Source organism: Streptomyces sp. NBC_01214 (assembly GCF_026340975.1).
Taxonomy (GTDB): Bacteria; Actinomycetota; Actinomycetes; order Streptomycetales; family Streptomycetaceae; genus Streptomyces.
This window is the reverse complement of sequence record NZ_JAPEOS010000003.1, coordinates 442,099-465,509: the sequence shown is the minus strand read 5'-3', so window position 1 is coordinate 465,509 and position 23,411 is coordinate 442,099. Positions and strand designations below refer to the sequence as shown.

21 protein-coding genes and 2 pseudogenes are annotated in these 23,411 nt (G+C 71.3%); 15 read left to right on the top strand and 8 right to left on the bottom strand.

Annotated elements, in window-relative coordinates:
- Positions 1 to 10 precede the first annotated feature (10 nt).
- Positions 11 to 1,450: a lipase maturation factor family protein gene (locus OG594_RS38290; protein ID WP_266607014.1), complete on the top strand. Its 1,440-nt coding sequence runs from the start codon at positions 11 to 13 to the stop codon at positions 1,448 to 1,450.
- On the opposite strand, the gene OG594_RS38285 is transcribed toward OG594_RS38290, so the two are convergent.
- Both OG594_RS38285 and OG594_RS38280 read right to left on the bottom strand, forming a co-directional pair.
- Positions 1,436 to 2,419: an NAD-dependent epimerase/dehydratase family protein gene (locus OG594_RS38285; RefSeq protein ID WP_266607013.1), complete on the bottom strand. Its 984-nt coding sequence runs from the start codon at positions 2,417 to 2,419 to the stop codon at positions 1,436 to 1,438. The genes OG594_RS38290 and OG594_RS38285 overlap by 15 nt on opposite strands.
- A gap of 153 nt (positions 2,420 to 2,572) precedes the next feature.
- The gene (locus tag OG594_RS38280) at positions 2,573 to 2,746 is read right to left on the bottom strand and encodes a hypothetical protein (protein ID WP_162500713.1); all 174 of its coding nucleotides are present in this window, start codon (positions 2,744 to 2,746) and stop codon (positions 2,573 to 2,575) included.
- 329 nt (positions 2,747 to 3,075) lie between these two features.
- Here OG594_RS38280 and OG594_RS38275 point away from each other — a divergent pair, with 329 nt between their 5' ends.
- Positions 3,076 to 3,591, top strand: coding sequence for a hypothetical protein (locus tag OG594_RS38275; RefSeq protein WP_266607012.1), 516 nt, complete (start codon positions 3,076 to 3,078; stop codon positions 3,589 to 3,591).
- Positions 3,592 to 3,615: 24 nt separating this feature from the next.
- On the opposite strand, the gene OG594_RS38270 is transcribed toward OG594_RS38275, so the two are convergent.
- Positions 3,616 to 5,115, bottom strand: a complete 1,500-nt coding sequence (locus OG594_RS38270; RefSeq protein WP_266607011.1) for an SDR family NAD(P)-dependent oxidoreductase — start codon at positions 5,113 to 5,115, stop codon at positions 3,616 to 3,618.
- 291 nt (positions 5,116 to 5,406) lie between these two features.
- Here OG594_RS38270 and OG594_RS38265 point away from each other — a divergent pair.
- Positions 5,407 to 6,219, top strand: a pseudogene (locus OG594_RS38265) (DMT family transporter); the annotation flags it as partial.
- A 24-nt stretch (positions 6,220 to 6,243) separates the two neighbouring features.
- On the opposite strand, the gene OG594_RS38260 reads toward OG594_RS38265, so the two are convergent.
- Positions 6,244 to 7,545: a transglycosylase family protein gene (locus OG594_RS38260; protein ID WP_266607010.1), complete on the bottom strand. Its 1,302-nt coding sequence runs from the start codon at positions 7,543 to 7,545 to the stop codon at positions 6,244 to 6,246.
- Positions 7,546 to 7,742: 197 nt separating this feature from the next.
- Between OG594_RS38260 and gndA the strand changes: the two genes are divergently transcribed.
- Positions 7,743 to 9,188, top strand: a complete 1,446-nt coding sequence (gndA, locus tag OG594_RS38255) for an NADP-dependent phosphogluconate dehydrogenase (RefSeq protein WP_266607009.1) — start codon at positions 7,743 to 7,745, stop codon at positions 9,186 to 9,188.
- Between the two features lie 248 nt (positions 9,189 to 9,436).
- Here the strand turns inward: gndA and OG594_RS38245 are convergent, their stop codons facing one another.
- The 3 genes from OG594_RS38245 to panD are packed head-to-tail and all read right to left on the bottom strand — an operon-like array spanning position 9,437 to position 10,839.
- Positions 9,437 to 10,066 (bottom strand): aspartate/glutamate racemase family protein, encoded by a 630-nt coding sequence (locus OG594_RS38245; protein WP_266607007.1) that lies wholly within the window; start codon positions 10,064 to 10,066, stop codon positions 9,437 to 9,439.
- Positions 10,063 to 10,404, bottom strand: a complete 342-nt coding sequence (locus OG594_RS38240; RefSeq protein WP_266607006.1) for a GNAT family N-acetyltransferase — start codon at positions 10,402 to 10,404, stop codon at positions 10,063 to 10,065. Before OG594_RS38240 ends, OG594_RS38245 begins: the two co-directional genes overlap by 4 nt.
- Before the next feature lie 15 nt (positions 10,405 to 10,419).
- Positions 10,420 to 10,839: an aspartate 1-decarboxylase gene (gene panD, locus OG594_RS38235; RefSeq protein WP_030011425.1), complete on the bottom strand. Its 420-nt coding sequence runs from the start codon at positions 10,837 to 10,839 to the stop codon at positions 10,420 to 10,422.
- Between the two features lie 431 nt (positions 10,840 to 11,270).
- Between panD and OG594_RS38230 the strand changes: the two genes are divergently transcribed.
- The 10 genes and pseudogenes from OG594_RS38230 to OG594_RS38185 all read left to right on the top strand — a co-directional run bounded on the left by OG594_RS38230 (position 11,271) and on the right by OG594_RS38185 (position 21,095).
- Positions 11,271 to 11,600 (top strand): hypothetical protein, encoded by a 330-nt coding sequence (locus OG594_RS38230; RefSeq protein ID WP_266607005.1) that lies wholly within the window; start codon positions 11,271 to 11,273, stop codon positions 11,598 to 11,600.
- Positions 11,601 to 11,952: 352 nt separating this feature from the next.
- Positions 11,953 to 12,419, top strand: a pseudogene (locus OG594_RS38225) (ATP-binding protein).
- Positions 12,379 to 13,770, top strand: coding sequence for a hypothetical protein (locus tag OG594_RS38220; protein WP_266607004.1), 1,392 nt, complete (start codon positions 12,379 to 12,381; stop codon positions 13,768 to 13,770). Before OG594_RS38225 ends, OG594_RS38220 begins: the two are co-directional and overlap by 41 nt.
- An 86-nt stretch (positions 13,771 to 13,856) precedes the next feature.
- Entirely contained in the window at positions 13,857 to 15,701 is a 1,845-nt protein-coding gene (locus OG594_RS38215; protein ID WP_266607003.1) for a DUF4357 domain-containing protein, read from the top strand.
- Entirely contained in the window at positions 15,698 to 16,912 is a 1,215-nt protein-coding gene (locus OG594_RS38210) for an McrC family protein (RefSeq protein WP_266607002.1), read from the top strand. The genes OG594_RS38215 and OG594_RS38210 overlap by 4 nt, the downstream gene beginning before the upstream one ends.
- Entirely contained in the window at positions 16,909 to 17,286 is a 378-nt protein-coding gene (locus tag OG594_RS38205; RefSeq protein WP_266607001.1) for a hypothetical protein, read from the top strand. Before OG594_RS38210 ends, OG594_RS38205 begins: the two co-directional genes overlap by 4 nt.
- Positions 17,287 to 17,370: 84 nt before the next feature.
- Positions 17,371 to 17,538: a hypothetical protein gene (locus tag OG594_RS38200; protein WP_266607000.1), complete on the top strand. Its 168-nt coding sequence runs from the start codon at positions 17,371 to 17,373 to the stop codon at positions 17,536 to 17,538.
- Positions 17,539 to 17,868: 330 nt separating this feature from the next.
- Positions 17,869 to 19,557, top strand: coding sequence for an SWIM zinc finger domain-containing protein (locus OG594_RS38195; protein WP_266606999.1), 1,689 nt, complete (start codon positions 17,869 to 17,871; stop codon positions 19,555 to 19,557).
- Positions 19,554 to 19,796 (top strand): protein-L-isoaspartate O-methyltransferase, encoded by a 243-nt coding sequence (locus tag OG594_RS38190; RefSeq protein ID WP_266608773.1) that lies wholly within the window; start codon positions 19,554 to 19,556, stop codon positions 19,794 to 19,796. The genes OG594_RS38195 and OG594_RS38190 overlap by 4 nt, the downstream gene beginning before the upstream one ends.
- A 918-nt stretch (positions 19,797 to 20,714) precedes the next feature.
- Positions 20,715 to 21,095 (top strand): VOC family protein, encoded by a 381-nt coding sequence (locus OG594_RS38185; protein ID WP_266606998.1) that lies wholly within the window; start codon positions 20,715 to 20,717, stop codon positions 21,093 to 21,095.
- A gap of 134 nt (positions 21,096 to 21,229) precedes the next feature.
- On the opposite strand, the gene OG594_RS38180 is transcribed toward OG594_RS38185, so the two are convergent.
- Positions 21,230 to 22,426, bottom strand: coding sequence for an NAD(P)/FAD-dependent oxidoreductase (locus OG594_RS38180; protein WP_266606997.1), 1,197 nt, complete (start codon positions 22,424 to 22,426; stop codon positions 21,230 to 21,232).
- A gap of 438 nt (positions 22,427 to 22,864) precedes the next feature.
- On the opposite strand from OG594_RS38180, the gene OG594_RS38175 reads away from it, so the two are divergent.
- Positions 22,865 to 23,374: a helix-turn-helix domain-containing protein gene (locus tag OG594_RS38175; RefSeq protein ID WP_266606996.1), complete on the top strand. Its 510-nt coding sequence runs from the start codon at positions 22,865 to 22,867 to the stop codon at positions 23,372 to 23,374.
- Positions 23,375 to 23,411 lie beyond the last annotated feature (37 nt).

Below are 23,411 nucleotides of genomic sequence, written 5' to 3'. Positions count from 1 at the left end.
ACTGGAGGCGATGGACTGGTTCACGGCGCCCGGATACTGGCTCGCCCGGCTGGTCTTCCAGCGGGCCCTGGCCGGGGTCTACCTCGTCGCCTTCCTCGGGGCCGCCCTGCAGTTCCGGGCCCTGATCGGGGCGCACGGCATGACGCCCGTACCGCGCTACGTACGGTACGTGCCCTTCCGGCGCGCCCCCAGCCTGTTCCAACTGCGCTACTCGGACCGGCTCTTCGCCGGCTGCGCCTGGACCGGCGCCGCACTGGCGGCGGCCCTGGGCGCCGGGGCGGGGGACGAGGTGCCGCTGGGCGCGGCCATGGCGATGTGGGCCGTGCTGTGGCTGCTCTACCTCTCGATCGTGAACGTGGGCCAGACCTGGTACTCCTTCGGCTGGGAGTCGCTGCTGCTGGAGGTGGGCTTCCTCGCCGTGTTCCTCGGCAACGCGCGGGCCGGTCCGCCCGTGCTGGTCCTGTGGCTGCTGCGCTGGGTGCTCTTCCGCGTGGAATTCGGGGCCGGGCTGATCAAGATGCGCGGGGACCCCTGCTGGCGCAAGCTGACCTGCCTGTACTTCCACCACGAGACGCAGCCGATGGCCGGGCCGCTGAGCTGGTTCTTCCACCATCTGCCGAAACCGCTGCACCGGGTGGAGTGCGCGGCCAACCACGTGACCCAACTGATCGTCCCGGTGCTCCTGTTCACCCCGCAGCCGGTGGCCTCGTACGCCGCCGGGATCGTCATCGCGACGCAGTTGTGGCTGGTGCTCTCGGGCAATTTCGCCTGGCTGAACTGGCTGACGATCACGCTGGCCGTCTCGGCCGTGGACTTCACCGGGCTCGCGGGCGCTCCCCCGGCGGCCGCCTCGCGCACGGGTCCCGTGTGGTTCGTGGTCCTGGTGTGCGCGGTGACCGCACTCGTCCTGTTCCTCAGCCGGCACCCGGTGCTCAACATGGTCTCGCGCCGCCAGGTGATGAACCGCTCCTTCGACGCCCTGCACCTGGTCAACACCTACGGGGCCTTCGGCTCGGTCGGCCGGGTCCGGATGGAAGTGGCGGTGGAGGGCACCGCGGACCGGGTGCCGCGCGCGGACGGGGACTGGCGCGAGTACGGGTTCAAGGGCAAGCCGGGTGAACCGGGCCTCCTTCCGCGCCAGTTCGCCCCGTACCACCTGCGGCTGGACTGGCTGATGTGGTTCGCCGCCATCTCCCCCGACTACGCGCGGGACTGGTTCGGGCCGTTCGTGGAGCGGCTGCTGGCGGGCGACCGGGACACGCTGCGGCTGCTGCGCGACAACCCGTTCCCGGACGCCCCGCCCCGCCACGTCCGCGCCCTGCTGTACCGCTACCGGTTCACCACCTGGCGGGAGCTGCGCGAGACGGGGGCCTGGTGGCACCGCACGCTCGTGCGCGAGTACCTCCCTCCGACCCGTCTCGCGGACGCACGCCGCTCAGAGCCCGAGTAGGGCGGCCTCCCGCTCCGCGGAGATGCCCTTGGCCGGCACGTCGGGGCGCTGCGGGGCGGCTCCGCCGAGCCCGCGCAGCCAGGCCCAGGTGTCGGCCACGGTCTCCTCGACCGGCCGGCACGTCAGACCGGCCGCCAGCGCCTTGGAGACGTCCCCGCGGTGCATGTGGTCGTGGGCCTCGCCCTCGGGGACCCAGACCGGGAGCTCGGTCCAGGGCTGCACGCCCGCCTCCAGGAGCCGGTCCGGGTCGGTCCAGCGCAGTTCGGCGCCGCCCCCGGTGGTGGTGGCGCAGGCGTCGAGGAGTCCGCCCATCGTGGCGTGCCCGGACGGGGAGACCAGGTTGTACGCGCCCGAGCGCCCCGCCGCAGCGGCGTCCAGGGTCCAGTGCGCGAGGTCGCGCACGTCGATGTACTGGATGGGGAGGTCCCGCGGTCCCGGGGCGAGCACCGGGCCGCCGCGGGCGGTGCGGTCCAGCCACCACGGCAGTCGGCCGACGTTCTCGTACGGGCCGAGGATCAGTCCGGCGCGCACGAGCAGGGCGCGGTCCGCGAAGGCGTCCAGGGCGGCGAGTTCGCCGCCCCGCTTGTCCTCGGCGTAGGCGGTCGGCCCGGCGTCCGGCGAGCCGCCGACCAGGGGGCCGTCCTCGGCGAGGCCGGCCGGGGCGGGGTAGGCGTACACCGAGCGGCTGGAGACGTACGCGTACCGTCCGACCCGGTCGCGCAGCAGGCGGGCGCTGTCGCGCACCGCCGTGGGGGCGCCGCCCCAGGTGTCGACGACCAGGTCCCACTCGCCCGTGCCGAGGGCGGCCAGCCCGTCGGGGGCGGTGCGGTCGCCGTGGAGGGCGGAGGTGCCCGGCGGGGGCGTGTGGTGTCCGCGGTGGAAGACGGTCACCTCCCAGCCCCGGGTCAGGGCGTCCTCGGTGATCGCGCGTCCGACGAATTCGGTACCACCCAGCATCAGCAGCTTCATGGGCGCCAGCCTGCCGGGAGGGGGCGGAGCGGCGGAAGCGGTGATCGCCGTCGGCGAAGACGCTGAGGGCGTAGCCGTGAGGGGAACCGTTTCGGGCAGGGCAGCGCCCCCGGTGCGCGTGGGCACGGGGGGCGCTTGGCACCGCTGTGCGGACTAGTCGATACCGGGCAGGATGTGCGCTTCCGCCAGGTCGTCCTCGTACCCGGCCAGCCGGATCGGGGCGGATCGGGCCCAGACCTCTAGGCTTCCGAGTTCGTCGGTCCGGGGCTTCGCCCGCGTTCCCGTCCGCTCCATGACCGTCGGTTCGGGCTTTGTCTTCTCAGTCACCGCGCACTCCTTCGTGTCGCGTAACCCGGTAAGCGGACCGCGCGCCGGGCAAGGGATGAAAGGTTTCCGGACGCGGTGGCGCCTTAGTGGAGCGCGGCCCGGATGGGGGCCGTCTTGATGCCCCAGAGTACACATATGAGCGGACCTCCGCTCGATAGGAAGGCAAAATCCGCTGCGCCCTCTTACTTTCGCTCCTAGTTCAGCAAGTCGTGGGTCTGCGGGTACGTGGCGCCTGATCTGCTCGACCCCGGACGTGCGGGACGTGACGGAAGGGGTCGGTGGTGGCGAGGTCCAAAGTTCCCGGGGCTCAAGTCCCTTATGTCACAAGCGTGCTGGAGCTGATGGAGCTGTTGCGCGCCGACCCCGACGACCGGGGTCTACGGACCGCGGCCCTGCTGCGCCGCTCGCGGCCCTTCGACAAGGAACTGCAGATCGCGGGCCTGGTGCACCGCCTCGGGCGTTTGCTCCGTCTGAGTGACGGGACGGTTACCGTCGGGGTGGCGGCGGAGTCGATCCGCCCGCTGCTGGGCGAGCGGGTGGCCCGGCTGGTACGTCTGCAGTCGCCGGACCGGCCCGTCGGCGCGGACGACGGACACCGCGACGGCGACGGCTACGGCGACGACGCCGAGGCGGTGGCCACCCTGCGCCAGGCCCGGGACTCGGCCGCCGCGGCCGGCCTGGACGCGGGCGTGCTGGAGGACTGGCAGCCGCTGCTGGAGCTGGTCGCGGCCGGGTCCTGCCGGGCCGCGTCCCCCGGGAACGCACTCGACCCCCTCGGTCCATCGAAGGGGCCGAGGGGGCCGAGGGGGTCAAGAGGGTCGAGCAGGCCTGACGGGACCCTGTAGGACCAGGACGGGGAGCGTCCCGGGCTACCAGTTCGCCGGGGCGTAGTCCTTGAGGAAGACGCCGAACAGGTCCTCGCCGGCCTCGCCGCGGACGATCGGGTCGTAGACCCGGGCAGCGCCGTCGACCAGGTCCAGCGGGGCGTGGAAGCCTTCCTCGGCGAGGCGCAGCTTGTCGAAGTGCGGGCGCTCGTCGGTGATCCAGCCGGTGTCGACCGAGGTCATGAGGATGCGGTCGGTCTGGAACATCTCCTGACCGCTGGTCCGCGTCACCATGTTCATCGCGGCCTTGGCGGCATTGGTGTTCGGGTGCCCCGCACCCTTGTAGCCGCGGCTGAAGACGCCCTCCATGGCCGAGACGTTGACGACGTACGCCCGCCCGTTCGCCGCCTTTCGGGCGGCCTGCGCCATGGCCGGTCGAAGTGCGCTGATCAGGATGAACGGCGACGTGTAGTTGCACAGCTGGGTCTCGAGCAGCTCCACCGGGGAGATCTGGTCGATGGTCTGCACCCAGGTGTTGCTCTCGACGACGTCGGGCAGCAGGCCGCCCGCGTCGATGGCCGTGCCGGCGAGGTGCCGCTCCAGGCTGGCGTTGCCCGCGACCAGGGCGAGGTCGGCGACCTTCTGTGCCTCCAGCCCGCTCACTCCGACGGGCAGTGCCGCCAGGCCGTCGACCGCGCCGGAGTTGAAGGCGCCGATGACCTGGTGGGCGGGGAGCTCACCGGCGGGAAGCGGCGCGGCCTCCCCCTCGACCAGCGCCGCGTAGGCGCTGGGCAGGCGGCGCACGGTCTGCGTCGCGTTGTTGATCAGGATGTCGAGCGGCCCGGCCGCGGCCACCTGGTCGGCGAGGGCCACGGCCTGGGCCGGGTCGCGCAGGTCGATGCCGACGACCTCCAGGCGGTGCATCCAGTCCGCGGAGTCCTCCATCGCCTTGAAGCGGCGGATGGCGTCCTTGGGGAAGCGCGTGGTGATCGTGGTGTGGGCGCCGTCGCGCAGCAGCCGCAGCGCGATGTACATGCCGATCTTGGCCCGGCCGCCGGTGAGCAGCGCGCGCTTGCCGGTCAGGTCGGCGCGGGCCTCCCGCCTGGTCCGGTTCTCGAGGGCGCACCCCGGGCAGAGCTGGTGGTAGAAGTAGTCGACCTCGACGTACCGCGTCTTGCAGACGTAGCAGGAGCGCGGGCGCTGGAGTATCCCGGCGATCCGGCCGGCCTCCGTGACCGAGGAGGGCAGGATGCCCTCGGTCTCGTCGTCGATGCGCTCGGCGGAACCGGTGGCGGTGGCCTCGGTGACGGCCTTGTCGTTGGCGGTCTTGGCGGCGCGGCGCTCCTGGCGGCGGCGCTGCTTGACCGTCCGGTAGAGGCCGGCGGTGGCGCGGCGTACGGTGATCGCGTCGGGGTGGTCGACGTCGATCTTGTCCAGCTCGTCGAGCACGCTGAGGCAGAGGGCCAGTCGGTCGGGGTCGATACCGGGCCCGTAGGTGGGCTCGGAGTCGTGGCCGTAGTCCTGGCTGTCTTCGGTCACCGTCATTGCCGCTGCCGTTCCTTGATCACTCGTCCGCATCCGCCTGCTGCGGAAGTCCTCAAAAGGGAAACTGTACGGATCCCCCATGCCCGGAGCCAAACCCGCTCCCGCCCCCCTCACCCACCGCGAGTGGGGCGTCACCGTATGCGGCGAACCGGCGGCGTCGGGGCCCCGTCGGGGGTCGCTTTCCGCTGCCCGAGGGGCCACGCTGCGTACTCCCGTACTACGTCGGGAGTATGACTGATCACCACCTGTGGACGGAGGAATAGCGCAGGTGGGTCGGGCATTGTGGAGCTTATGAGTGCACTGGCGCTGTCGGTCCTACTCTGCCTCGTGTCCGCCCTGGCGTACGCGGGTGGCGCGATCGTCCAGGAACGGGTCGCGGCGAGCACGCCGGACCGCCGGTACGCCCCGCTGCGCCGGGGCGTCTGGTGGGTGGCGGTGGGGCTGAACGGCCTCGGTGCGCTGTTGCACGTGGTGGCCCTCGCGTACGGGCCGCTGAGTCTGGTCCAGCCGCTGGGCGCCCTGACCATCGTCTTCGCCCTGCCGATGGCCGCCGTCTTCGTACGGCGCCGGGCGGGCGCGGCCGCCTGGCGCGGGGCGGTGCTGGCCACGGTCGGCCTGGCCGGGCTGCTGGCGCTGACCGGCGGGAGCGGACGGGCGGAGCCGGCGCTGGCGGGGGACGAGCGGCGCGTGCTGCTCGTGGTGACCGCCGGCGCGGTGCTGGTGCTGTTCCTGGCGGCGCACCGGATGCACCGGGCGGTGCTGCACAGCGTGCTCCTGGCCTCGGCCGCCGGTACCGCCTTCGGTATGGCCTCGGTGTTCACCAAGTCGGTGGCCGAGGACTTCCGGCCGGGCGCGCTGCCCGGTTTGTGGCCGGACCTCGCGGCGATCGCGGTCCTTGCGGCCGGCGGGCTGCTCTTGTCCCAGGCGGCCTACCGGGGCGCCGGGCTGACCGCGCCGCTGGCCACGGTGACGGTGGTCAACCCGGTGGTGGCGGCGACGGTCGGCATCACGCTGTTCGACGAGGGCTTCCGGTACGGGGCCGCGGGCGCGACGGCGGCGGTGGCCAGCGCCGCGCTCGCGGCGGCCGGCCTGATCCTGCTCACCGTCGTGCCCTCGCATGTGCGCGGGTCAGATGCGGACCCCGTGGCCACGGAGGTACTTGAGCGGGTCGATGTCGGAGCCGTAGCCGGGTCCCGTGCGCATCTCGAAGTGCAGGTGCGGGCCCGTGGTGTTGCCGGTCGAGCCGGAGCGGCCGATGCGCTGGCCTCCGGAGACCTGCTGGCCGGCCTTGACGCCGAGGGCGGAGAGGTGGGCGTACTGGGAGTACCGGCCGTCGGTGTGCCGGATGACGACCTGGTAGCCGTAGGCCCCGGCCCAGCCGGCGGAAACGATCTCGCCGGGACCCACCGACTTGACGGCGGTGCCGGTAGCCACCGGAAAGTCGACGCCCGTGTGGTAGCCGCTGGACCAGGAGGAACCCGAGACGCGGTAGGCGGTGCCGAGGGCAGCGTCGACGGGGGCGGAGAATCCGCCCGCAGCCGGCTTCTGCTGCGCTGAGGCGGCCTCCGGCGCGGGCTTCTCGACCGGCTTCTCGGCGGGCTTCTCGGCGGGCTTTTCGACCGGCTTGGGCGCGGGCTTCTCGACCGGCTTCTCGGCGGCCGGCTCCACGGGGGTCACCGGGTCGGCGGTCCGCGGCGGCTTCTCGGGGTCCTGCCTGGGCGGCGGCGGCAGGGCCGGCGCCGTGGTGACCCGAAGGGTGAGCCGCTGGCCCGGGAAGATCAGGTTCGGGTTGCCGCCGATGGCGGTCCGGTTGGTCTCGTACAGCGCCTGCCAGCCGCCCTCGACGTGCTGGTCGGTGGCGATCGCGGAGAGCGAGTCGCCGGGCGCGACGACGTAGGGGTTCGGCAGGACGGAGGTCCCGGTCGGGCGCGGTCCGCCGCCCTGCTCCGGGGTCGTCCGCGCCACGGGGGCCTGTTTCTGCGTCAGGCTCTGTTTCTGGGTCTGCGTCTGCGTCTGCGTCTGGGATTGCGGGGTGACGGCGGGCGCCGGGCCGCTGCGCGTGAGTCCGGCCTGCTTCCCGCAGTTGGGCCAGGCGCCCGGCCCCTGGCCCCCCAGGACCTTCTCCGCGACCGCGATCTGCTGGTCCTTGGTGGCCAGGTCGGCGCGCGGGGCGTAGGCGGTGCCGCCGAAGGCCCGCCAGGTGCTCTGGCTGAACTGGAGGCCGCCGTAGTACCCGTTGCCGGTGTTGATGCGCCAGTTGTTCGTCGACTCGCAGGAGGCGACCTTGTCCCAGGTGTCCACGGAGGCCGCGTGGGCGACTCCGGCACCGATGAACGGAAGCGCAATACCGGCCCCGCCGGCGGTGACGGCCAGTGAGGCCCGGTTGATGCTGCTCGGCTGATACCGGCGGTGCCGGCCCCGTACACCCATGGGAGCCCCCCTCGAAGACATCAGGAACCGCACAACTTAACGTCACGATCAGAGCGTGACAAGAGGCGCAACGGGGCGCATGCCGCGGGAACTTGACTGTATCTCCATGAGTAAAAGATCCACCGGGGTCCGCATGGGGGGTAGCTTCGGTGCTCCCCGCCCACCGAAGGCACACCGAAGCAAGCAGGAGCGCACCGATGAGCACCAGCACAGCCCAGATCGGCGTCACCGGACTCGCTGTCATGGGCAGCAACCTCGCCCGCAACTTCGCCCGCAACGGATTCACCGTGGCCGTCCACAACCGCACCGCCGCCAAGGCCACCGCACTGGTCGAGGAGTTCGGGCACGAGGGCTCCTTCGTGGCGGCCGGGTCGGCGAAGGAGTTCGTCGACGCGCTGGAGCGCCCCCGGCGCATCGTCATCATGGTGAAGGCCGGGGAGCCGACCGATGCCGTGATCAGCGAGTTCGCCCCGCTCCTGGAGGAGGGCGACGTCATCATCGACGGCGGCAACGCGCACTTCGAGGACACCCGGCGCCGCGAGCGGGAACTGCGGGAGCGCGGCCTCCACTTCGTGGGCGTGGGCATCTCCGGCGGTGAGGAGGGCGCGCTGCTGGGCCCGAGCATCATGCCGGGCGGCTCGACGACGTCGTACGCCTCCCTCGGACCGCTGCTGGAGAAGATCTCCGCGAAGGCCGCCGACGGCACGCCGTGCACCTCGCACGTGGGACCCGACGGCGCCGGACACTTCGTCAAGATGGTGCACAACGGCATCGAGTACGCCGACATGCAGCTCATAGCCGAGGCCTACCACCTGCTGCGCGAGGCCGCGGGCTACTCCCCCGCGAAGATCGCGGAGACCTTCCGGGCGTGGAACCGGGGGCGCCTGGACTCGTACCTGATCGAGATCACGGCGGAGGTGCTCGCCCACACGGACGCCGCGACCGGACGCCCGTACGTCGACGTCGTGGCCGACGCCGCCGAGCAGAAGGGGACCGGCCGCTGGACCGTGCAGATCGCCCTCGACCTCGGGGTCCCGGTGTCGGGGATCGCCGAGGCGGTCTTCGCCCGCGCGGTCTCGGGCCACGCGGACCTGCGCGGGGCCGCGCGCGGGCTGGCGGGCCCGACGGCCGCCGTGCTCGCACCGGAGGCGGCGGAGGCCTTCGCCGCCGATGTGGAGCAGGCGCTGTACGCGTCGAAGATCGTCTCGTACACCCAGGGCTTCCACCAGATCCGGGCCGGCAGCGAGGAGTACGGCTGGAACGTGGACCTGGGCGCCGTGGCCTCGCTGTGGCGCGGCGGCTGCATCATCCGGGCCGCGTTCCTGGACCGGATCCGGGCGGCGTACGACGCGCAGCCGCAGCTGCCGAGCCTGCTGGCGGACGCGCACTTCGCGGAGGAGATCGCGGCCGCCCAGGACGGCTGGCGGTCCGTGCTGGTGGCGGCGGTGCGCCAGGGCATCCCGGTTCCGGCCTTCGCCGCCTCACTGGCCTACTACGACGCGCTGCGCGCGGAGCGGCTGCCCGCGGCCCTCACCCAGGGGCAGCGGGACTTCTTCGGAGCGCACACCTACCGTCGGACCGACCGCGAGGGCTCCTTCCACACCCACTGGAGCGGCGACCGCTCCGAGGTCCGCACGTCGTAGGTCGCTCGCCGCACTAGCCGCTCGCCGTACTAGCTGAGGGGCCCGGGCTGAGGGATCGGCGCGGGCCCCGGCGGCGCGGGGACCGGGTCCGGCTCGGGCACCGGGGCGGGCACGGGCGGCACGGGCCGGGGAATGGGTTCGGGATCGGGGAAGGGGCCCGGCCCCGGGACGGGCGGCTGCGTTCCTTCTACATCTCGCTTTCGCACCATACGGGCCACCTTCCCGCGATTCCGGCCGATATGCCTGCCCTACGCGGCCGAGCGCACCGCCAGGCCCGCGGCCAGGCCCGGAGCCGGGCTGGAGAGCACCGGGACCGGGCCCGTGGCCAGGTCCGCGGCCCCGGCCATGGAAGCCTGCGCCAACACGATGACGTCCGCGCCGGTGACGGAGTCGGCGGCCGCGGCGACCCGGGCGAGGTAGCCGGCGCCGTCCCCGGCCTCGCAGCGGTCCCAGGCGCCGGCGACCAGGTGCGTGCCGATCGACACGGGCCGTTCACCGGCCTCCTCGGCCAGCAGTGCGCAGGTCGGGGCGAGGGTCGACGCGAGGGCGGCCAGTACGGCGATCCGCGTTCCCGCCCGGACCGCGGCGGCCGCCATCGGCCGGTCCACCCGGAGCACCGGGACGCCGAGCGCCGGAGCCAACTGCTCCGCGGTCGCCCCGATGGTCGAGCAGGTGACCAGCACGGGCGATCCCGTGTGCGCGAGCAGCAGCCCCCGAAGGGCCGGAGCCACCGACTCCGGCCCTTCGGCCCGGGCCCGGGCCAGTAGCTCCGGTACCACCAGGTGCCCGAGGACGGCCCCCGGATGGTTCCGGTCGCGCAGGGCGTCGAAGACCGGGACGTGCACGGGCGAGGTGTGCAGCAGGAGCAGATCGGTCACCCGAGGTCGGGGGTCGCGGCGAGCTGCGCCTTGGCCGCCACTACGACCTCGGCGGCCGGCTCGGGCGCCTCGTCGGGGTGTTTGGCGGCCCAGCTCGCCGCGTACGGGCAGAGCGGCACCACGGGCACCCCTTCGGCAGCGGCGATCCCGTAGAAGGTCCGCACCAGCCCGCCCGCGATGCCGCGGCCCTGGTTCCCCTGCTCGACGATGGTGTGCACCGCGACCAGGGCGTGGGGCGCGTCAGCGAGCACGAAGTACGCGATGTGGCCGACCACCGCCCCGTCCTCGACGGCGAGCAGCCGTCCGGCCTCACGGTCATCCTGGAACTCGATCGACATGATCCCCGACTCCCCTCAGACAGCCACGGCGTGCGGGCTGCGCCGCTGGTCCGTACCCGGCACCGGAGCGGAAGGATCCGCACCGAGCTCGACGATCCGGTTGTCACCGTCCACGTGCACGACGCGGGGCTCGAACACCCGGGCCTCGGCGTCCTCGACCTGCGCGTAGCTGATGAGGATGACCAGGTCCCCGGGGTGCACCAGGTGCGCGGCGGCGCCGTTGATCCCGATCACCCCGGACCCGCGCTCCCCCTCGATGACGTAGGTCTCCAGCCGCGCCCCGTTGGTGATGTCCACGATGTGGACGAGCTCCCCGGGCAGCAGATCGGCCGCGTCCAGCAGGTCGGCGTCGACGGTGACGGAGCCGACGTAGTGCAGGTCGGCCTGGGTGACGGTAGCCCGATGGATCTTGGACTTGAACATGGTACGAAGCATTGAATACTCCCGTTATGTCTGCTCCCTGCCTGCTCATTGCAGGTCAAGGGCGGTCCCCGCAGATTACAACCATTCGCATGTTCGGTCAGCGTTCCCCGGGTCTTTCAGGACTCATGCTGCCCAATTGTCGATTTCCCTGACGCTTCAACAGATCGCCGGAGGGACCGGTGGCCGATCCCTTAAGGCCTGTGGCCGCCGTCCCGCAGGCTGGAAACACCAGGCTGTCCGAACCGTCCTTTGAACAGGGAGTCCCGTGTCCGCTCACGTCTTCGATTACGTCCCCGCCGACGATCCCCGGTTCGGACGAGTCGACGTCCGGCTGGACGGCGGGGGAGCTGATCGTCGAGGGAGGGGGCATCCCCAGGGCCGTGGCGCGCAGGGCGGAGGGGAGGCCGCTGGAGTCCCCCCCCTGCCCATCGGGAACACGAGACGTGAGCGCGGTCACGATGACCGTGGACGGTGCCGCGGTGCGGCTTGTTCCGGCGAAGGAATTCCTCACCCGGCATTCGTACCGAGTCGATGACGGCCGGTACCGGTTGGTGCCGCGCTCCCCCGGCGAAAGCAGACTGCTGCTGGACGGGGAGCGGATCGGTGTCTTCACATCGGTCGGCGACGGCCGGGTGTGGGCCGAGTGGCAGGACGAGGGACGGCGCACGCCCGATTCCGCCGCGGTGGGATACGCGCTCACCGCCGCCTTCGGGACCGGGGCCGAACCGATGTGGAAGCTGACTCTCAACGCGGCCCTCTCCCTGTTGGGGTGAGATCACTCCAGGGGGCGGGAGCAGGTCGACTTCGCCACGAACGCGAGCCCGTGGTACTCCTCGGCGGGTACGAGCGGTGCGATGTGGAAGCGGTAGGCCAACCGGGGGGACGTTGGCTCCGTAGTTGCGCTGCAGTCCCGGACCGCCCAGCCATTCCTGTACGGCGGGTGCTGCCTGGCCTGCCCCGCCCCGCAGGTCGATCAGGTAGTCGCCCGGCACGGCGGCCGCGATCCGGGACTCAACCGACCGGCACACGCCGCCGATACCGTCCGCTTCCCGTGCCCGTACGCTGACTCCGCGTACGGGGCGCACCCCTCGCGGAGCCCGTCCCACCACCGTCACCGTGGCCCCTATGAACCCCTCCTCCCCACAACTCGACACCGACCCGGGTGTCTTCTCCCTGCTGCTGTCGTCCACCCGGCGCGGGGCCCGGCTCGGCCGCTCGCCGTCACCGAACTCCGCAGCTGGGGCGTACCGTTGAGCGTCACGGAGCGTGCCGAGCATATCGTCGCCGAGCTGACCGCGAACGCCGTGCTCCACGGCCAGGTGTAGGGCCGGGACTTCCGGCTCGGGCTGTCGCTCTCGCCCGCTCCCCGGACGCTGCGCATCGAGGTCACCGACGCCCGCCGCGACCGGATGCCCGTGCTCCCCCAGCCCGCCGACGGCGAGACCGGCCGTGGCCTACTGCTCGTCGCCGCGCTCGCCGACCGTTGGGGCGTCGTGCCGTACCCGCCGAGCGGGAAGACCGTGTGGGCGGAGGCAGAGATTCCCTCAGCGCATGCGGCTCCTTCCGGCCAATCGGCCGAAGAACGCCTTTGATCACGGAATGGGGGGCGATCTACGCTTCCTTCCGGCGGTCAAGCCTGCACCGCCCGGCGGCACAAGCCCCCTGGAGCGTGTTCACTTGGCCTTCCCCACGGGCGACATGGTCGCCGCCCTCGGTAACTTTCTGTATTTCCAGAGCTTGGAAAGCACCTTTCTGGAGCGCCATCCGGAGCTGGCCGACCGGGTCGAGTTCAACGCTGCCGGCCCCTTCTTCCTGAAGGTCAACCTGTCGGGAGGACGCTCCGTCGCGCTCGCCCGCGTGAACTACAAACACCAGGTCGCCTGGACCGTCGTCGATCCGTCCCTGCACAGCGATCCGTCCGTGTGGGCCCTCGACACATCCGTCGAGGTACTCGTCGGCGCCCTGTACGCCCGTGCGGCGGCCCACCTCTTCGATACGCCGGTGCCGTCGCCGTTGTGCTGGGACGAGGGGGAACCCTCGGACATGACCGAGCTGGCCGATCTCCTCGACGCACGCGGGGTGCGCGTGCGTCGGGTCGTCGTGGGGAACCGGTGGTTCGCCCGGGGCTCGCGTAGTGACCCGGAGCTTGTGCTGGTCCGCGAGTCCGCGGGGACGTACGTGGACGCCGAACTCGCCGACGCCTTCGTCCGGATCTCACTCAAGCCCACCCTCGGCTGGATGGTCGATGCGTACATCCGCGACTGGGGCACCTGGGGCCGGGTCGACCTTGCCCGCAGTCTGCGGGATCAGTCGGTAGCCGCACCGGGTGTCCCTCGCGCGACCGTGTCCGTCGACGAGGTCGCCGATGTGATCGGCAAAGGGCCGGCCCACTGGGGCACCAGCTTCCCCTGGGAGCCCGTCAGGCGTTCCGCCGGCCGTGGGCGCATCCCGTCGATGCGGCAGGACTCCCTCTTCACCGTCGAGGAACCGGAGCCCGCCGCCCTGGCGCTCTTCGAGGACGAAGCCGCGCCCGATCCGGCCACCTCGGTGACGGCGGCAGGCAGGGGAATCCCACGGGCTGTGGTCGACCAGCTGAACATGCTCGGCTTCGATGCCGTCTCCACGAGTGACTTCGCGGCCCCGATCCATTCGGATGGCTTTGACATCCAGATCCGGGACGGCGGCGCCAAGGATCTCTCGCTGTCCGAGGTGGAACGCCTCAACGGCCTGGCTGCGGCATCCGGCGAGGTCCTTCCCAAGCGGCTGATCCTGGTGACCGGTGCCGGTATCAGTCGGCCGGCCGCAGCGTTCGCCGACAAAGCCAAGGCCTTCGTCTTTCAGATCGACCGCTCGACGGCACGACTGTCCCCTTTGACCGCTCGTACGCGCGAGGTCATGCTCCCTGAGACCGCACCGCGCGAGCACGACCTCGACCCCTGGTGACGGGGACCGGTCCCACTGCCAGTGGCTCCGACTAGCCTGCCGACAAGTGATCCGCCAGCCCATGGAAGAGAAGAAGGAAGGCCCCGATGGCATCGGACCCGTACCCGGAGTTCCGCCTGCGGCTGCCGAACGGCGGGCCGGAGGCACGCGGGCGGCAGACCGATGAGATGGGGACGAACGGCAGCCGCCGGTTCGTCGTCGGGCCCGGTCAGCCCGTGCGTCCGGAGGCCGTACCGTCCTTCGCCAAGCAGGTGGCCTCCGCCCACCGGTTGCGCGAAAAGCTCATCGCTGAGGGGCGGATCAAGCACTCCCAAGCATGGCCGGGCTGGCTTGAGACGACCGACACGATCACCTTCAACTCCCCGTCCGAGGCCGGCGCGGTCCTGACCGGCAGCAGTTGCAACGGCTGGCTGAGTTGGAAGACGGAGGACGGCCGGCCGCTCGGCGACTTCATGCCGGATGCGTCCTGGGGCCCCAACCGCGCCTGGCTCGTGCGCGGCTCGAACGTCACCGGGCTCGATCTCGTCCAGCGCATATGGCTGCCCGAGGGGCGGGTGACCCTGGCGGCCTCCCGGCTGCGGCAGGGGGTGGAAACGGGCATCAGCAAGGAGCAGGTCCGCAGCCTCGTCCAGGAGGACTACGAGTCCACGGCGACCTACAGCCAGAAGCAGGACCTGGTGGAGGAGCTGCACGCGTTCCTGTCCAGGATGAAGCCGGGTGACACCGTGTGCACCATCTCCGGCGGTCGCCTGTACGTCGGGGAGATCACCGGGGAGGTCGAACAGGCCGAGTCAGAGGACCACCGGTCCAACCTGCGCCGCCCGGTGACCTGGCAGGACGAGGGGTACGCGTACGAGGAGCTGCCCGAGGAGCTCCAGCAGAGGCTGTCCATCCAGCACGACGTGGTGGAGCTGACCACCGTCCAGGCCGTCATCGACGGCCTCGGGCTCACGGACGAGGAGCTGGCCGGCGAGGCCGAGGCGATAGAGCGGGATCCGAGCGTGGAGATCCCGGCGCTCGCCGCCCGGCGGGAGCTGGAGCTGCCGGAGCCCACGGACGAACTGGCCGCCGAGCTGCTGGTCCACAAGACGGACTGGCTGCGCGAGGTCCGGGACCTGCTGTGGGACGACCGGCAACTCGTCCTGTACGGGCCGCCCGGCACCGGCAAGACCTACCTGGCCCTGAAGCTGGCTGAGTTCTTCGGCGGAGGCCCGGAGCAGGTGAAGCTGGTCCAGTTCCACCCCTCCTACGCCTATGAGGACTTCTTCGAGGGCTTCCGACCGCAGGAGGATCCCGAGACCCGGGAGGTCGCCTTCCGACTCACCGCCGGACCGCTGCGCGAGCTGGCCGACCTGGCCTCGCGGGAGGGCAACCGGCACCTGCCGCACTTCCTGATCATCGACGAGATCAACCGGGCGAACCTGGCCAAGGTCTTCGGCGAGCTGTACTTCCTCCTCGAATACCGGAACAAGTCGGTCCGGCTGACCTACTCCGGCGACGACTTCGCGCTGCCCCCGAACCTGTTCGTGATCGGCACCATGAACACCGCGGACCGCTCGATCGCTCTCGTGGACGCGGCCATGCGGCGCCGGTTCGCGTTCGTGGAGCTGTCCCCGCGCACCGAGCCCACCAGCGGGCTCCTACGGCGCTGGCTCGAATCGCAGGAGCGGGACGCCGAGCCGGCCGAGCTCCTGGACGCGCTCAACGCCCGGATCGACGACCCCGACTTCCGGATCGGGCCGTCGTACCTGATGAAGAAGGGCGTGTACCGGAACGGCGGTCTGGAGCGCACCTGGCGGACGAAGATCCTTCCGTTGCTGGAGGAGCACCACTACGGGGAGGGCATCGACATCGAGAAGCGGTACGGGCTCACCGCGCTGCGGCGGTCGCTTCCCCAGCCGCCCGAGCCCGAGCCGGTATGGCTCGCGTGACCACGGTCATCGAGCTCGTCGAGCACGCCCCGACCACCGGCCACGTCCTTCCGAACGCGGTCGGCCGGGCGCTGGCCGCCGCCCGGATCGTGGACGCCTCCCCCGACCCGTACACGCCGGGTCGCTGGCTGCTGCGGGCCGGCAGCAAGGTCGGGGCGGTGTCCGTCGACGTACCGGGCGGCGGGAGCGGGCCGGTCACCGTCCGTGTCACGCCCAAGGTGCCCATCGCGCGGCTGCTCTTCCTGCTCGGCTACAGCCTCGACCCGAAGGGCACCTGGCGGGACGGTCAGGTCGACGTGGGTGAGCATCGCGAGGTGCTGCCCGCGCTCGCGCACGCCGTGGAGCGGCAGATCGACCGGGCCCTGCGCCAGGGGCTGCTCCAGGGGTACCGGGCGACCGAGGAGAGCGCGCTGGTGGTCCGTGGGCGGATCCGCGAGGCGGATCAGATACGGCGCCGCTTCGGGGCCGCTCTGCCGGTCGAGGTGGCGTACGACGAATTCACCAACGACATCGCCGAGAACCGCACCCTGCGGGCGGCCGTCGAGCGGCTGCTGCGCCTGCCGGGCGTGCCGCGCGAGGTACGCCGACGCCTCCTGCACCAGCGCGTCCGGCTCGCCGACACCACCCCGCTGGTTCCCGGACAGCCGCTGCCGGCCTGGCAGCCGTCGCGACTGAACACCCGCTACCAGCCCGCCCTGCACCTCGCGCGCGCCGTGCTCGACGGGTCCTCACCCGACCACGCGCCTGGCAGCCTGCGCATCGACGGCTTCCTGTTCGATATGAACAGGCTCTTCGAGGACTTCGTGACGGTCGCCTTGCGCGAGGCGCTGCGCGGCTCGGATCTCACCGGCGCCCTCCAGGACCCGCACCACCTCGACGAGGAGGATGCGATCCGCATGAAGCCGGACTTCGTGGTGTACGGGCCGGACGGCACCCCGCGCGCGGTCGCCGACGCCAAGTACAAGGCAGAGAAACGGGACGGCTACCCGGACGCCGACCTGTACCAGATGCTCGCCTACTGCACCGCGCTCGGACTGCCTGAGGGACATCTCATCTACGCGAAGGGCAATGCGCCGCACGCCGCCCACCGGGTCCGGCACGCGGGCATCATCCTCCACCAGCACGCCCTGGACCTGGACCGAGAACCGGCCGCACTGCTGGCCGATATTGCCGCCCTTTCCCGGCATATGGGCGCTGACCTGCCCGTATGATCAGCGGCGGAGTGTCCGTCCAGGGTGGGGAGTTCACGTCGTGCCACAGCTTGCGTTCGCCAACAGCCCTGCTGGTGGTGGACGCCAGCGAGGTCGCCGAGCCCTTCCCCGTGGTGACGGAGATCTGGTCCGACTACATCGCAGTTCCTGAGTCCTACGCCCCCCGCCCCGGCATGGCCCGTACGGTCCCACTGATCGAGCTGCTCCACGACGCCGATGTCACTCCCCGCCCCCCGCTGCCGCTCCGCCCCGAGCTGTCCACCGACGAGCGGCCGACGGCGCGAACAGCCGCCCTCGGAGACCTGATCAAGAGCGGCGCGATCGTCCACCACCGCCCGGGCCCGCCGAGCGGCTCCGACGAGGCGCCCTCCTAGCTGAGCGAAGCCCGATATCTGCCGGTCCGGGACATCACCTCGGGCCGCCCGGCCTCCGGCGTCGGACCGGCCCCGGAGGAGCCCTTGCTGTACCCGCTCATCCGGGCCGGCGACATTCTCCTCCCCACACTGGCGCGCGAGGTCGTCGCACGCGTCGCCACGGGGGAGGACGTCGGGGCGTACGCGGGCTCCGGTGTTCACCATCTTCGGGTCACCAACCCCGAGGTGGTCGACCCGTGGTATCTCGCGTGACCTGGCAGAAACCGTCGCGGCAGACCTTCGTGCGTCCTTGACCGACAGCCAGCCCACTGCACACCGATAGAACCCGTGGCCGCCGACGTTGTCCAACACCGCTACTCCCTTGTCTCGCCGCGCACCCAGCGCGGGCGAGCCCGGGCCGCGGTCACCCGGGGCTGCCGCCACAGTCCTTGCCTTCACCGCCAACTCTCCCGAGGTGAACGTGTGGGCGACCGCGCCGTCCCGGGGGCGGGCGCGGGCCTCGCCCGTGGCCTGGACCGCGAAAGGGCCTGAACCTTCCGCACAGCGCGGTGGCGAGGGCTTCCGTCCGATTGAATGAATCCCGTGACACGTGCTCTGGGTTTCAACGAGACAGACCTGCGCCGACTGGCGGGGGCGCGCTCCTTCGAGCGGGGGCTCGGCTACTTGTCCGCGATCTCACGGCTGGAGATCGGAGACGAAGCAATCACCGCCATCGTCGGCGGAAGCGACACCTACCAGGTGGAACTGACCGAGGACGAGGACAACGGGCTCTCCGGCTGGTGCGACTGCCCGTACGGCCAGGAGGGCAACTTCTGCAAGCACTGTGTGGCGGTCGGCCTGGCCGTCCTGGGGCAGGCCGAATCCGTACCGCAGCAGCGGTCGGCCGCCGCTTCACGCACCCGGCTGCTGGACGGCTGGTTGGAGTCCCTCACCCGGGAGGAGCTGCTTGCCCTGGTACGGGAGCAGCTCGCCGACGACCGTGACCTGCGGCACCGCCTGGAGTTGCGCGCGGCCGCTGCCGGCGAGGACACCGGCGTCGTCTGCGAGCGCGTTCTGAGCCTTCTCGACACCCGCCCCTTCGCCCGCTACGGCTACGTCGAATACGCCGACGCCCACGCTTACGGCCGGCAGGCGGCAGAGGCGGTCACCGCACTGCGAGCACTGACGGCGAGTGGCCGGTCGGCGGACGCGGTGGCGGTGGCCCGCCAGGCTCTCCGAAGTCTGGACCGCGCGTACGACGAGATCGACGACTCGGACGGGCTGGTCGGGGACGTGGCCATCAGACTGGCCAAGGCCCATCTCGAAGCCTGCCGGACTGCGCGGCCCGACCCGGTGGAGACCGCCGAGTGGCTGGTGCCGTATCTGCTGAACGAGGCGAACGACGCCACCGACATCGACCTCTTCGACTACCGGGAGGTGCTCGGTGACCTGGGCCTGGCCCGGGCACGCGCGTTGATCGTGGCTGCCTGGCGGGCCAACCCGAAGAAGCGGGCGGAGAAGTACCTCATGGAGCGCGTCCTGAACGCCGACGGCGACAACGTGGACGCTCTGGTCGCGGTACACGCGGCGGACCTCGCCCCGAACGGCCGAACCCACCTGGTGATCGCCAGGGAGCTGGAGTCAGCGGGCCGCGCGGGCCAGGCCCTCGAGTGGGCGGAACGCGGCCTGCGGGAGACCGTCGCCGAATGGGGACCCGACGATGAACTGGTCAACTTCGTCTGTGAGCGCTACGAGCAGGCCGGCCGCCTGGCCGACGTGGTCGGAGTCCGCCAGGATCTGCTGCGCGCCCGTCCCTCGCTGGCCGCCTACCAGCACCTGCGTACGGCGGCGCGTGCGGCCGGCACCTGGGAGAACGCCGAACATACGGGCGCCCTGGAAGCACTGAAGGCCGTCGCCCAGCCCAAGAAGGGCCGCTGGTACAACGGCTCCGTGCTGGTCGACGCGCTCATGGACGACAACGACCTCGAGGCCGCCTGGCAGGCGGCCTCGAGCGGCTATGCCGACGAGGGTCAATGGCTCGCCCTGGCCGACCGGATCCGCGACCGAGAACCGGCCGACGCGCTGAACGTCTACCTGCGCCGGATCGAACCGCTGCGCAGGCAGACCGGTGACAGTACGTACGAGCGCCTCGCGGAGCTACTGCTCAGCGCCCGCGCCTGTCATCGCTTGCTGGGTTCGGAAGCCGAGTTCGCCAGCTACCTGGCCGCCCTGCGCGCCGACCAGAAGCGCAAGCGGAAGCTGATGACCATTCTTGACCAGCACGGGCTCTGAGTGACCTACCCGCTGCCCGCCGCCGAGGTGCGCTCGCGTACCAGGACATCCCGGTGCCGCTGCCCTGCGGGCAGGTGACCACACAGCCCTCGTTGGTCGCGATAATGACCGCCGCGCTGGGCCTCACCGGCTGTGAGCGGGTGCTGGAGACCGGGACCTGTTGCGGCTGGGAGACTGCGGTGAGCGTCGAGCGCCAGCCGGACCTGGTGGCGGAAGCCCGGCGGCGGCTGACCGCGTAGGGGGAGCACGGTGGAAGCCGTCCTGGGCGACGGCACTATGGGCGCGCCTGAGGGGCCCCGTATGACGCGGTCATCGTCTGCTCGGCCTTCCGCAGGTGCCCCGGCCGCCGGTGAAGCAGCTGCGCGTCGGCGGTCGGCAGGTTTTCGGCCGGCGGGCCCGCGCGGGCAAAAGCGGGTGGAGCTCTACGAGCGCCTGCCCAAGGGCGTCCTGGAGCGCCGCCGGTGATCATGTCGGCCCGATTCGTGCGCTTGTACGGCGTCTACGGGCACTCGGAGGGCAGGCCCAAGAGCCGCTGGCAAGGTGCCCCGCAAGGGTGCCGCTCGCCAGCTCCTTGCCCCGCACGACGCCGTGCACGGTGTCCACGCCGACCGGTTGTGCAGCCGGACCGGCCCTCCCCGTAACCCGGCGACCGTCAGGTCGCCGCCAGCGCGGACTCGATCAGGTCTCGGGAAGCCTGTCCGTAGACGGCGGAGGGTTGGAGGAGCCCAAACACCTTGCGGAACAAGGCAAGCCGATCCTGATAGTTGCTCGTTTCGGCCCCACGGTATCCCTCGGCCTCGACCCTGCTGTCGTCGAAGATCGAGAAGCTGCCTCCCGGATGGACCAGGAGGCGAGCACGGCCCGGGATGATCCTGCCTTGAACTCCGGCGGGTAGTACTTCATGGCCACGAGATGTCCGTTCTCAGATCCTCAGGATCCGATGTCTCGTGTGTGTGCGGGATCCGGAGTCAAAGCCCGTCTCCCCGTCCCCCGGGGCCGTCGACGCCATGGCGTCCTCCGATTCCTCCGCTGCCGCGATGCAGCCTCTGCTCATGGGCGCACGGTGCGGCCGCCCGCACGAGAGGGCGTCCGCGGCACGTGGCTCGAGCTGGTCGAATCACTCCTGCGAGCCACCGCGGGGGGAATAGAGTCAACTCATGAGTCTGACACCACGATTAATCGTCCCGGACCCCGACACCGCCGCGACCTACTACCAGAAGGCCATGGGCGCCGAGGAGGTCTTCCGCGCCCAGGACGACAGCGGCCGCGTGATGGTCGTCGTCCTGCAGATTGGCGGTTCCCCGCTATCCCTGTCCCCGGCGGTGCCCGAGTGGGGCTGGCTCTCGCCCGACCACATCGGCGGCTCCCCGGTCCTCCTGGAGGCGGAGTTCACCGACCAGGACGCCGTCGCCGAGCGGATGGTCGCCGGAGGCGGCACCGTGGTCGTTCCGGTGGAGAACCGTCCGTACGGCAAACGGGAGGGACGCCTCCGCGACCCGTTCGGTCACCTGTGGATCGTCACCGGCGAGCTGCGCTGAAACACCGGCCCGGTGGTCTACGACCGCCGGCGGCCCCTCGGGGCCTCCCGCACCGTCCGTCGGGGTCGCCCCCGCGAAGCGGCAGCAGGAGGCCCCGAGGTCTGCCACGGAGGTCTGTTGCGCCCGCGCGCGTCTCAGTCGACCCGCACAGGCCACGGCGAAGGCCGATAGGAATAGGCCTCGGTGCCCTTGCGCACCCCCTGCTTGATGGCCATCGGCAGCATCAGGTCGCGTATCACCCGGGTGGTCCACCGGTCGGGGGTCATCACCGCACCCGTCTGCCGGGCCTGCTTCGCCATCGCGGCGACCCGGTCCCGCCGGGACTCCTCGAACGCGGTGAACGCCTGTGGCGCGGTGGGGTGTTCGTACAGTGCCAGGGCGAGTTCGTAGGCGTCCTCCATGCCGAGCGCGGCACCCGCCCCCAGGTGCGGGGCCACCGCGTGCGCGGCGTCACCCAGCACTGCGGCGCTCCCCCGGTGCCAGGTCTCCAGTGGCGGCACCTCGTAGACCGGCCACCGGCCGACCGGTCCGGTGGAGGCGGTCAGGATGCGTCGGATCACCGCGGGGTCGGGGCGGTGTCGTTCGGCCAGCAGGGCCACCCACTGCGCGTCGTCGACCTCGGCCAGTTCGGCGAAGCTGCGTTCGCGGGTCTCCTGGTGGTTCTCGAACCACCACACGACACCGGGCGACATCACCTGGTAGCCGAAGAAGCCGCGGAGGCCGAAAACCATGTGGAACCGCCCGTCCACGGGGAGTTCCGCGGCGCCGATCTCCGACCTGCCCCCGGAGCCGACCACCTCGGTGTAGACGACCCGCGGCGCGTCGGGGAGCAGCAGCCGGCGCGTGGTGGAGTGCACCCCGTCGCAACCGAGTACGATCTCGGCCTCGGCCTGCGTGCCGTCCTCGAAGCCGATTCGCCAGCGGCCGTCCCCGGCCGCGTCCAGTGCTACGAGGCGCTTGGCGGTGTGCAGTTTCACCCCGGCGTCGGCCGCCGCCTCGCGCAGGGCGCTGCTGAGCTCGCCGCGCATGATATTGGTGGTGCGCTCCGGGTTCTGCGCGAGTTCCCGGCCCTTGTGATTGGCGAAGCTGATGGAGCCCGCCACGGTGCCCTGTTCGAGGATCCGGTCGGCCAGGCCCAGGCGCTCCAGCACGGCACGCCCGTTCGGAGCGAGGTTGAGGAACGAGCCGATGTCCTGGGCCCGGCGCACGTAGGCCTCGTACAGGTCCACCTCGAAGCCCAGCCTCGCCAGGCACAGGGACAGCAGAGGTCCGGTGATGCCAGCGCCGACGACGGCGACCCGCCGGCGCGGTGTGCTGTTCTCGTTCTTCATCGCATGCTCCTGATCATGACTGCGGTCAGGGTGTCGGATGGTCGACCCCCGTATGAGGTCTCTTGCTGATCACCGGCGGTCCCACGCGATCATGTCGTCCTTCTTTCGCCGCCCTGCCGCACGGACCGACGCGCGGCACAGGCCGAAGAGGCGCGGCACAAGCCGGAATCGAGCCCCCGTCGTGGCGGAACCCACCCGGAATCGACCTGGAACCGAGACCCGGAAAGATCCGGATCACGGGGGCCGGTGACGACGTCACGTGGGAACCGGCATCGAAGCCAGGCAGCAGAACCTCTCGTTCGCGTCCCGGACCAGCTCCGGCAGCCCCGTCGGCCGACACTGCGACGGTGGCACCGGACGGGCGCGCGCATGCCCCGACGATGCCACCGGCCCCCGAGCACCAGCTTCCACTTGTCACGGGAAACGGGGGTCACGACCATGGCCACGCTCGTTCACAAACAAGTAGTCAAGTTGCTCCGCTGGCCGGTACAGAGCCACGAACGGGACCAGCTGCGCGAGGCGGGGCTGCCGTGCCTGCTGGTCCTGGAGGGCCAGACGGCGCCGCCGAGCGACATCTCGCCCACCGAGGACTGGGTGCGCCCGCCGGTGGCCCGCCTCGACCTGGCGGCTCGCGTCCACACCTTGCAGCGGCGCACCGGAACCGACTTCGTGCCCGGGCTGGATCCGACCGGGGTGCTCTACTACGCCGGGCAGTCGGTGCCCATGTCCGAGGCTCAGAGCGAGATGATGCGATGCTTCCTGGCCGACTTCGGTCATCTCGTCCGCCGGGACACTCTGAAGGAGGCCCTGAGCCGCATCAACAACGAGGCGGTCACCAGCAACGCGATAGACCTGCACATCATGCGGCTGCGCCAGCGGCTGGGCGGCGTACGTCTGAGCCTGCGCACCGTGTGGGGCCGGGGCTACATCCTGGAGGCCGCTCCCTGAGCCAACCGGCCCCGGCATGCGAAGTGTCCGGCCCCTG

Coding starts and splice junctions, on each gene's coding strand:
- OG594_RS38180 (WP_266606997.1), bottom strand. CDS start 22,426: ATGAAGAACGAGAACAGCACACCGCGCCGGCGGGTCGCCGTCGTCGGC.
- OG594_RS38215 (WP_266607003.1), top strand. CDS start 13,857: ATGGCATCGGACCCGTACCCGGAGTTCCGCCTGCGGCTGCCGAACGGC.
- OG594_RS38205 (WP_266607001.1), top strand. CDS start 16,909: ATGATCAGCGGCGGAGTGTCCGTCCAGGGTGGGGAGTTCACGTCGTGC.
- OG594_RS38220 (WP_266607004.1), top strand. CDS start 12,379: ATGCGGCTCCTTCCGGCCAATCGGCCGAAGAACGCCTTTGATCACGGA.
- gndA (WP_266607009.1), top strand. CDS start 7,743: ATGAGCACCAGCACAGCCCAGATCGGCGTCACCGGACTCGCTGTCATG.
- OG594_RS38285 (WP_266607013.1), bottom strand. CDS start 2,419: ATGAAGCTGCTGATGCTGGGTGGTACCGAATTCGTCGGACGCGCGATC.
- OG594_RS38270 (WP_266607011.1), bottom strand. CDS start 5,115: ATGACGGTGACCGAAGACAGCCAGGACTACGGCCACGACTCCGAGCCC.
- OG594_RS38185 (WP_266606998.1), top strand. CDS start 20,715: ATGAGTCTGACACCACGATTAATCGTCCCGGACCCCGACACCGCCGCG.
- OG594_RS38260 (WP_266607010.1), bottom strand. CDS start 7,545: ATGGGTGTACGGGGCCGGCACCGCCGGTATCAGCCGAGCAGCATCAAC.
- panD (WP_030011425.1), bottom strand. CDS start 10,839: ATGCTTCGTACCATGTTCAAGTCCAAGATCCATCGGGCTACCGTCACC.
- OG594_RS38175 (WP_266606996.1), top strand. CDS start 22,865: ATGGCCACGCTCGTTCACAAACAAGTAGTCAAGTTGCTCCGCTGGCCG.
- OG594_RS38290 (WP_266607014.1), top strand. CDS start 11: ATGGACTGGTTCACGGCGCCCGGATACTGGCTCGCCCGGCTGGTCTTC.
- OG594_RS38240 (WP_266607006.1), bottom strand. CDS start 10,404: ATGTCGATCGAGTTCCAGGATGACCGTGAGGCCGGACGGCTGCTCGCC.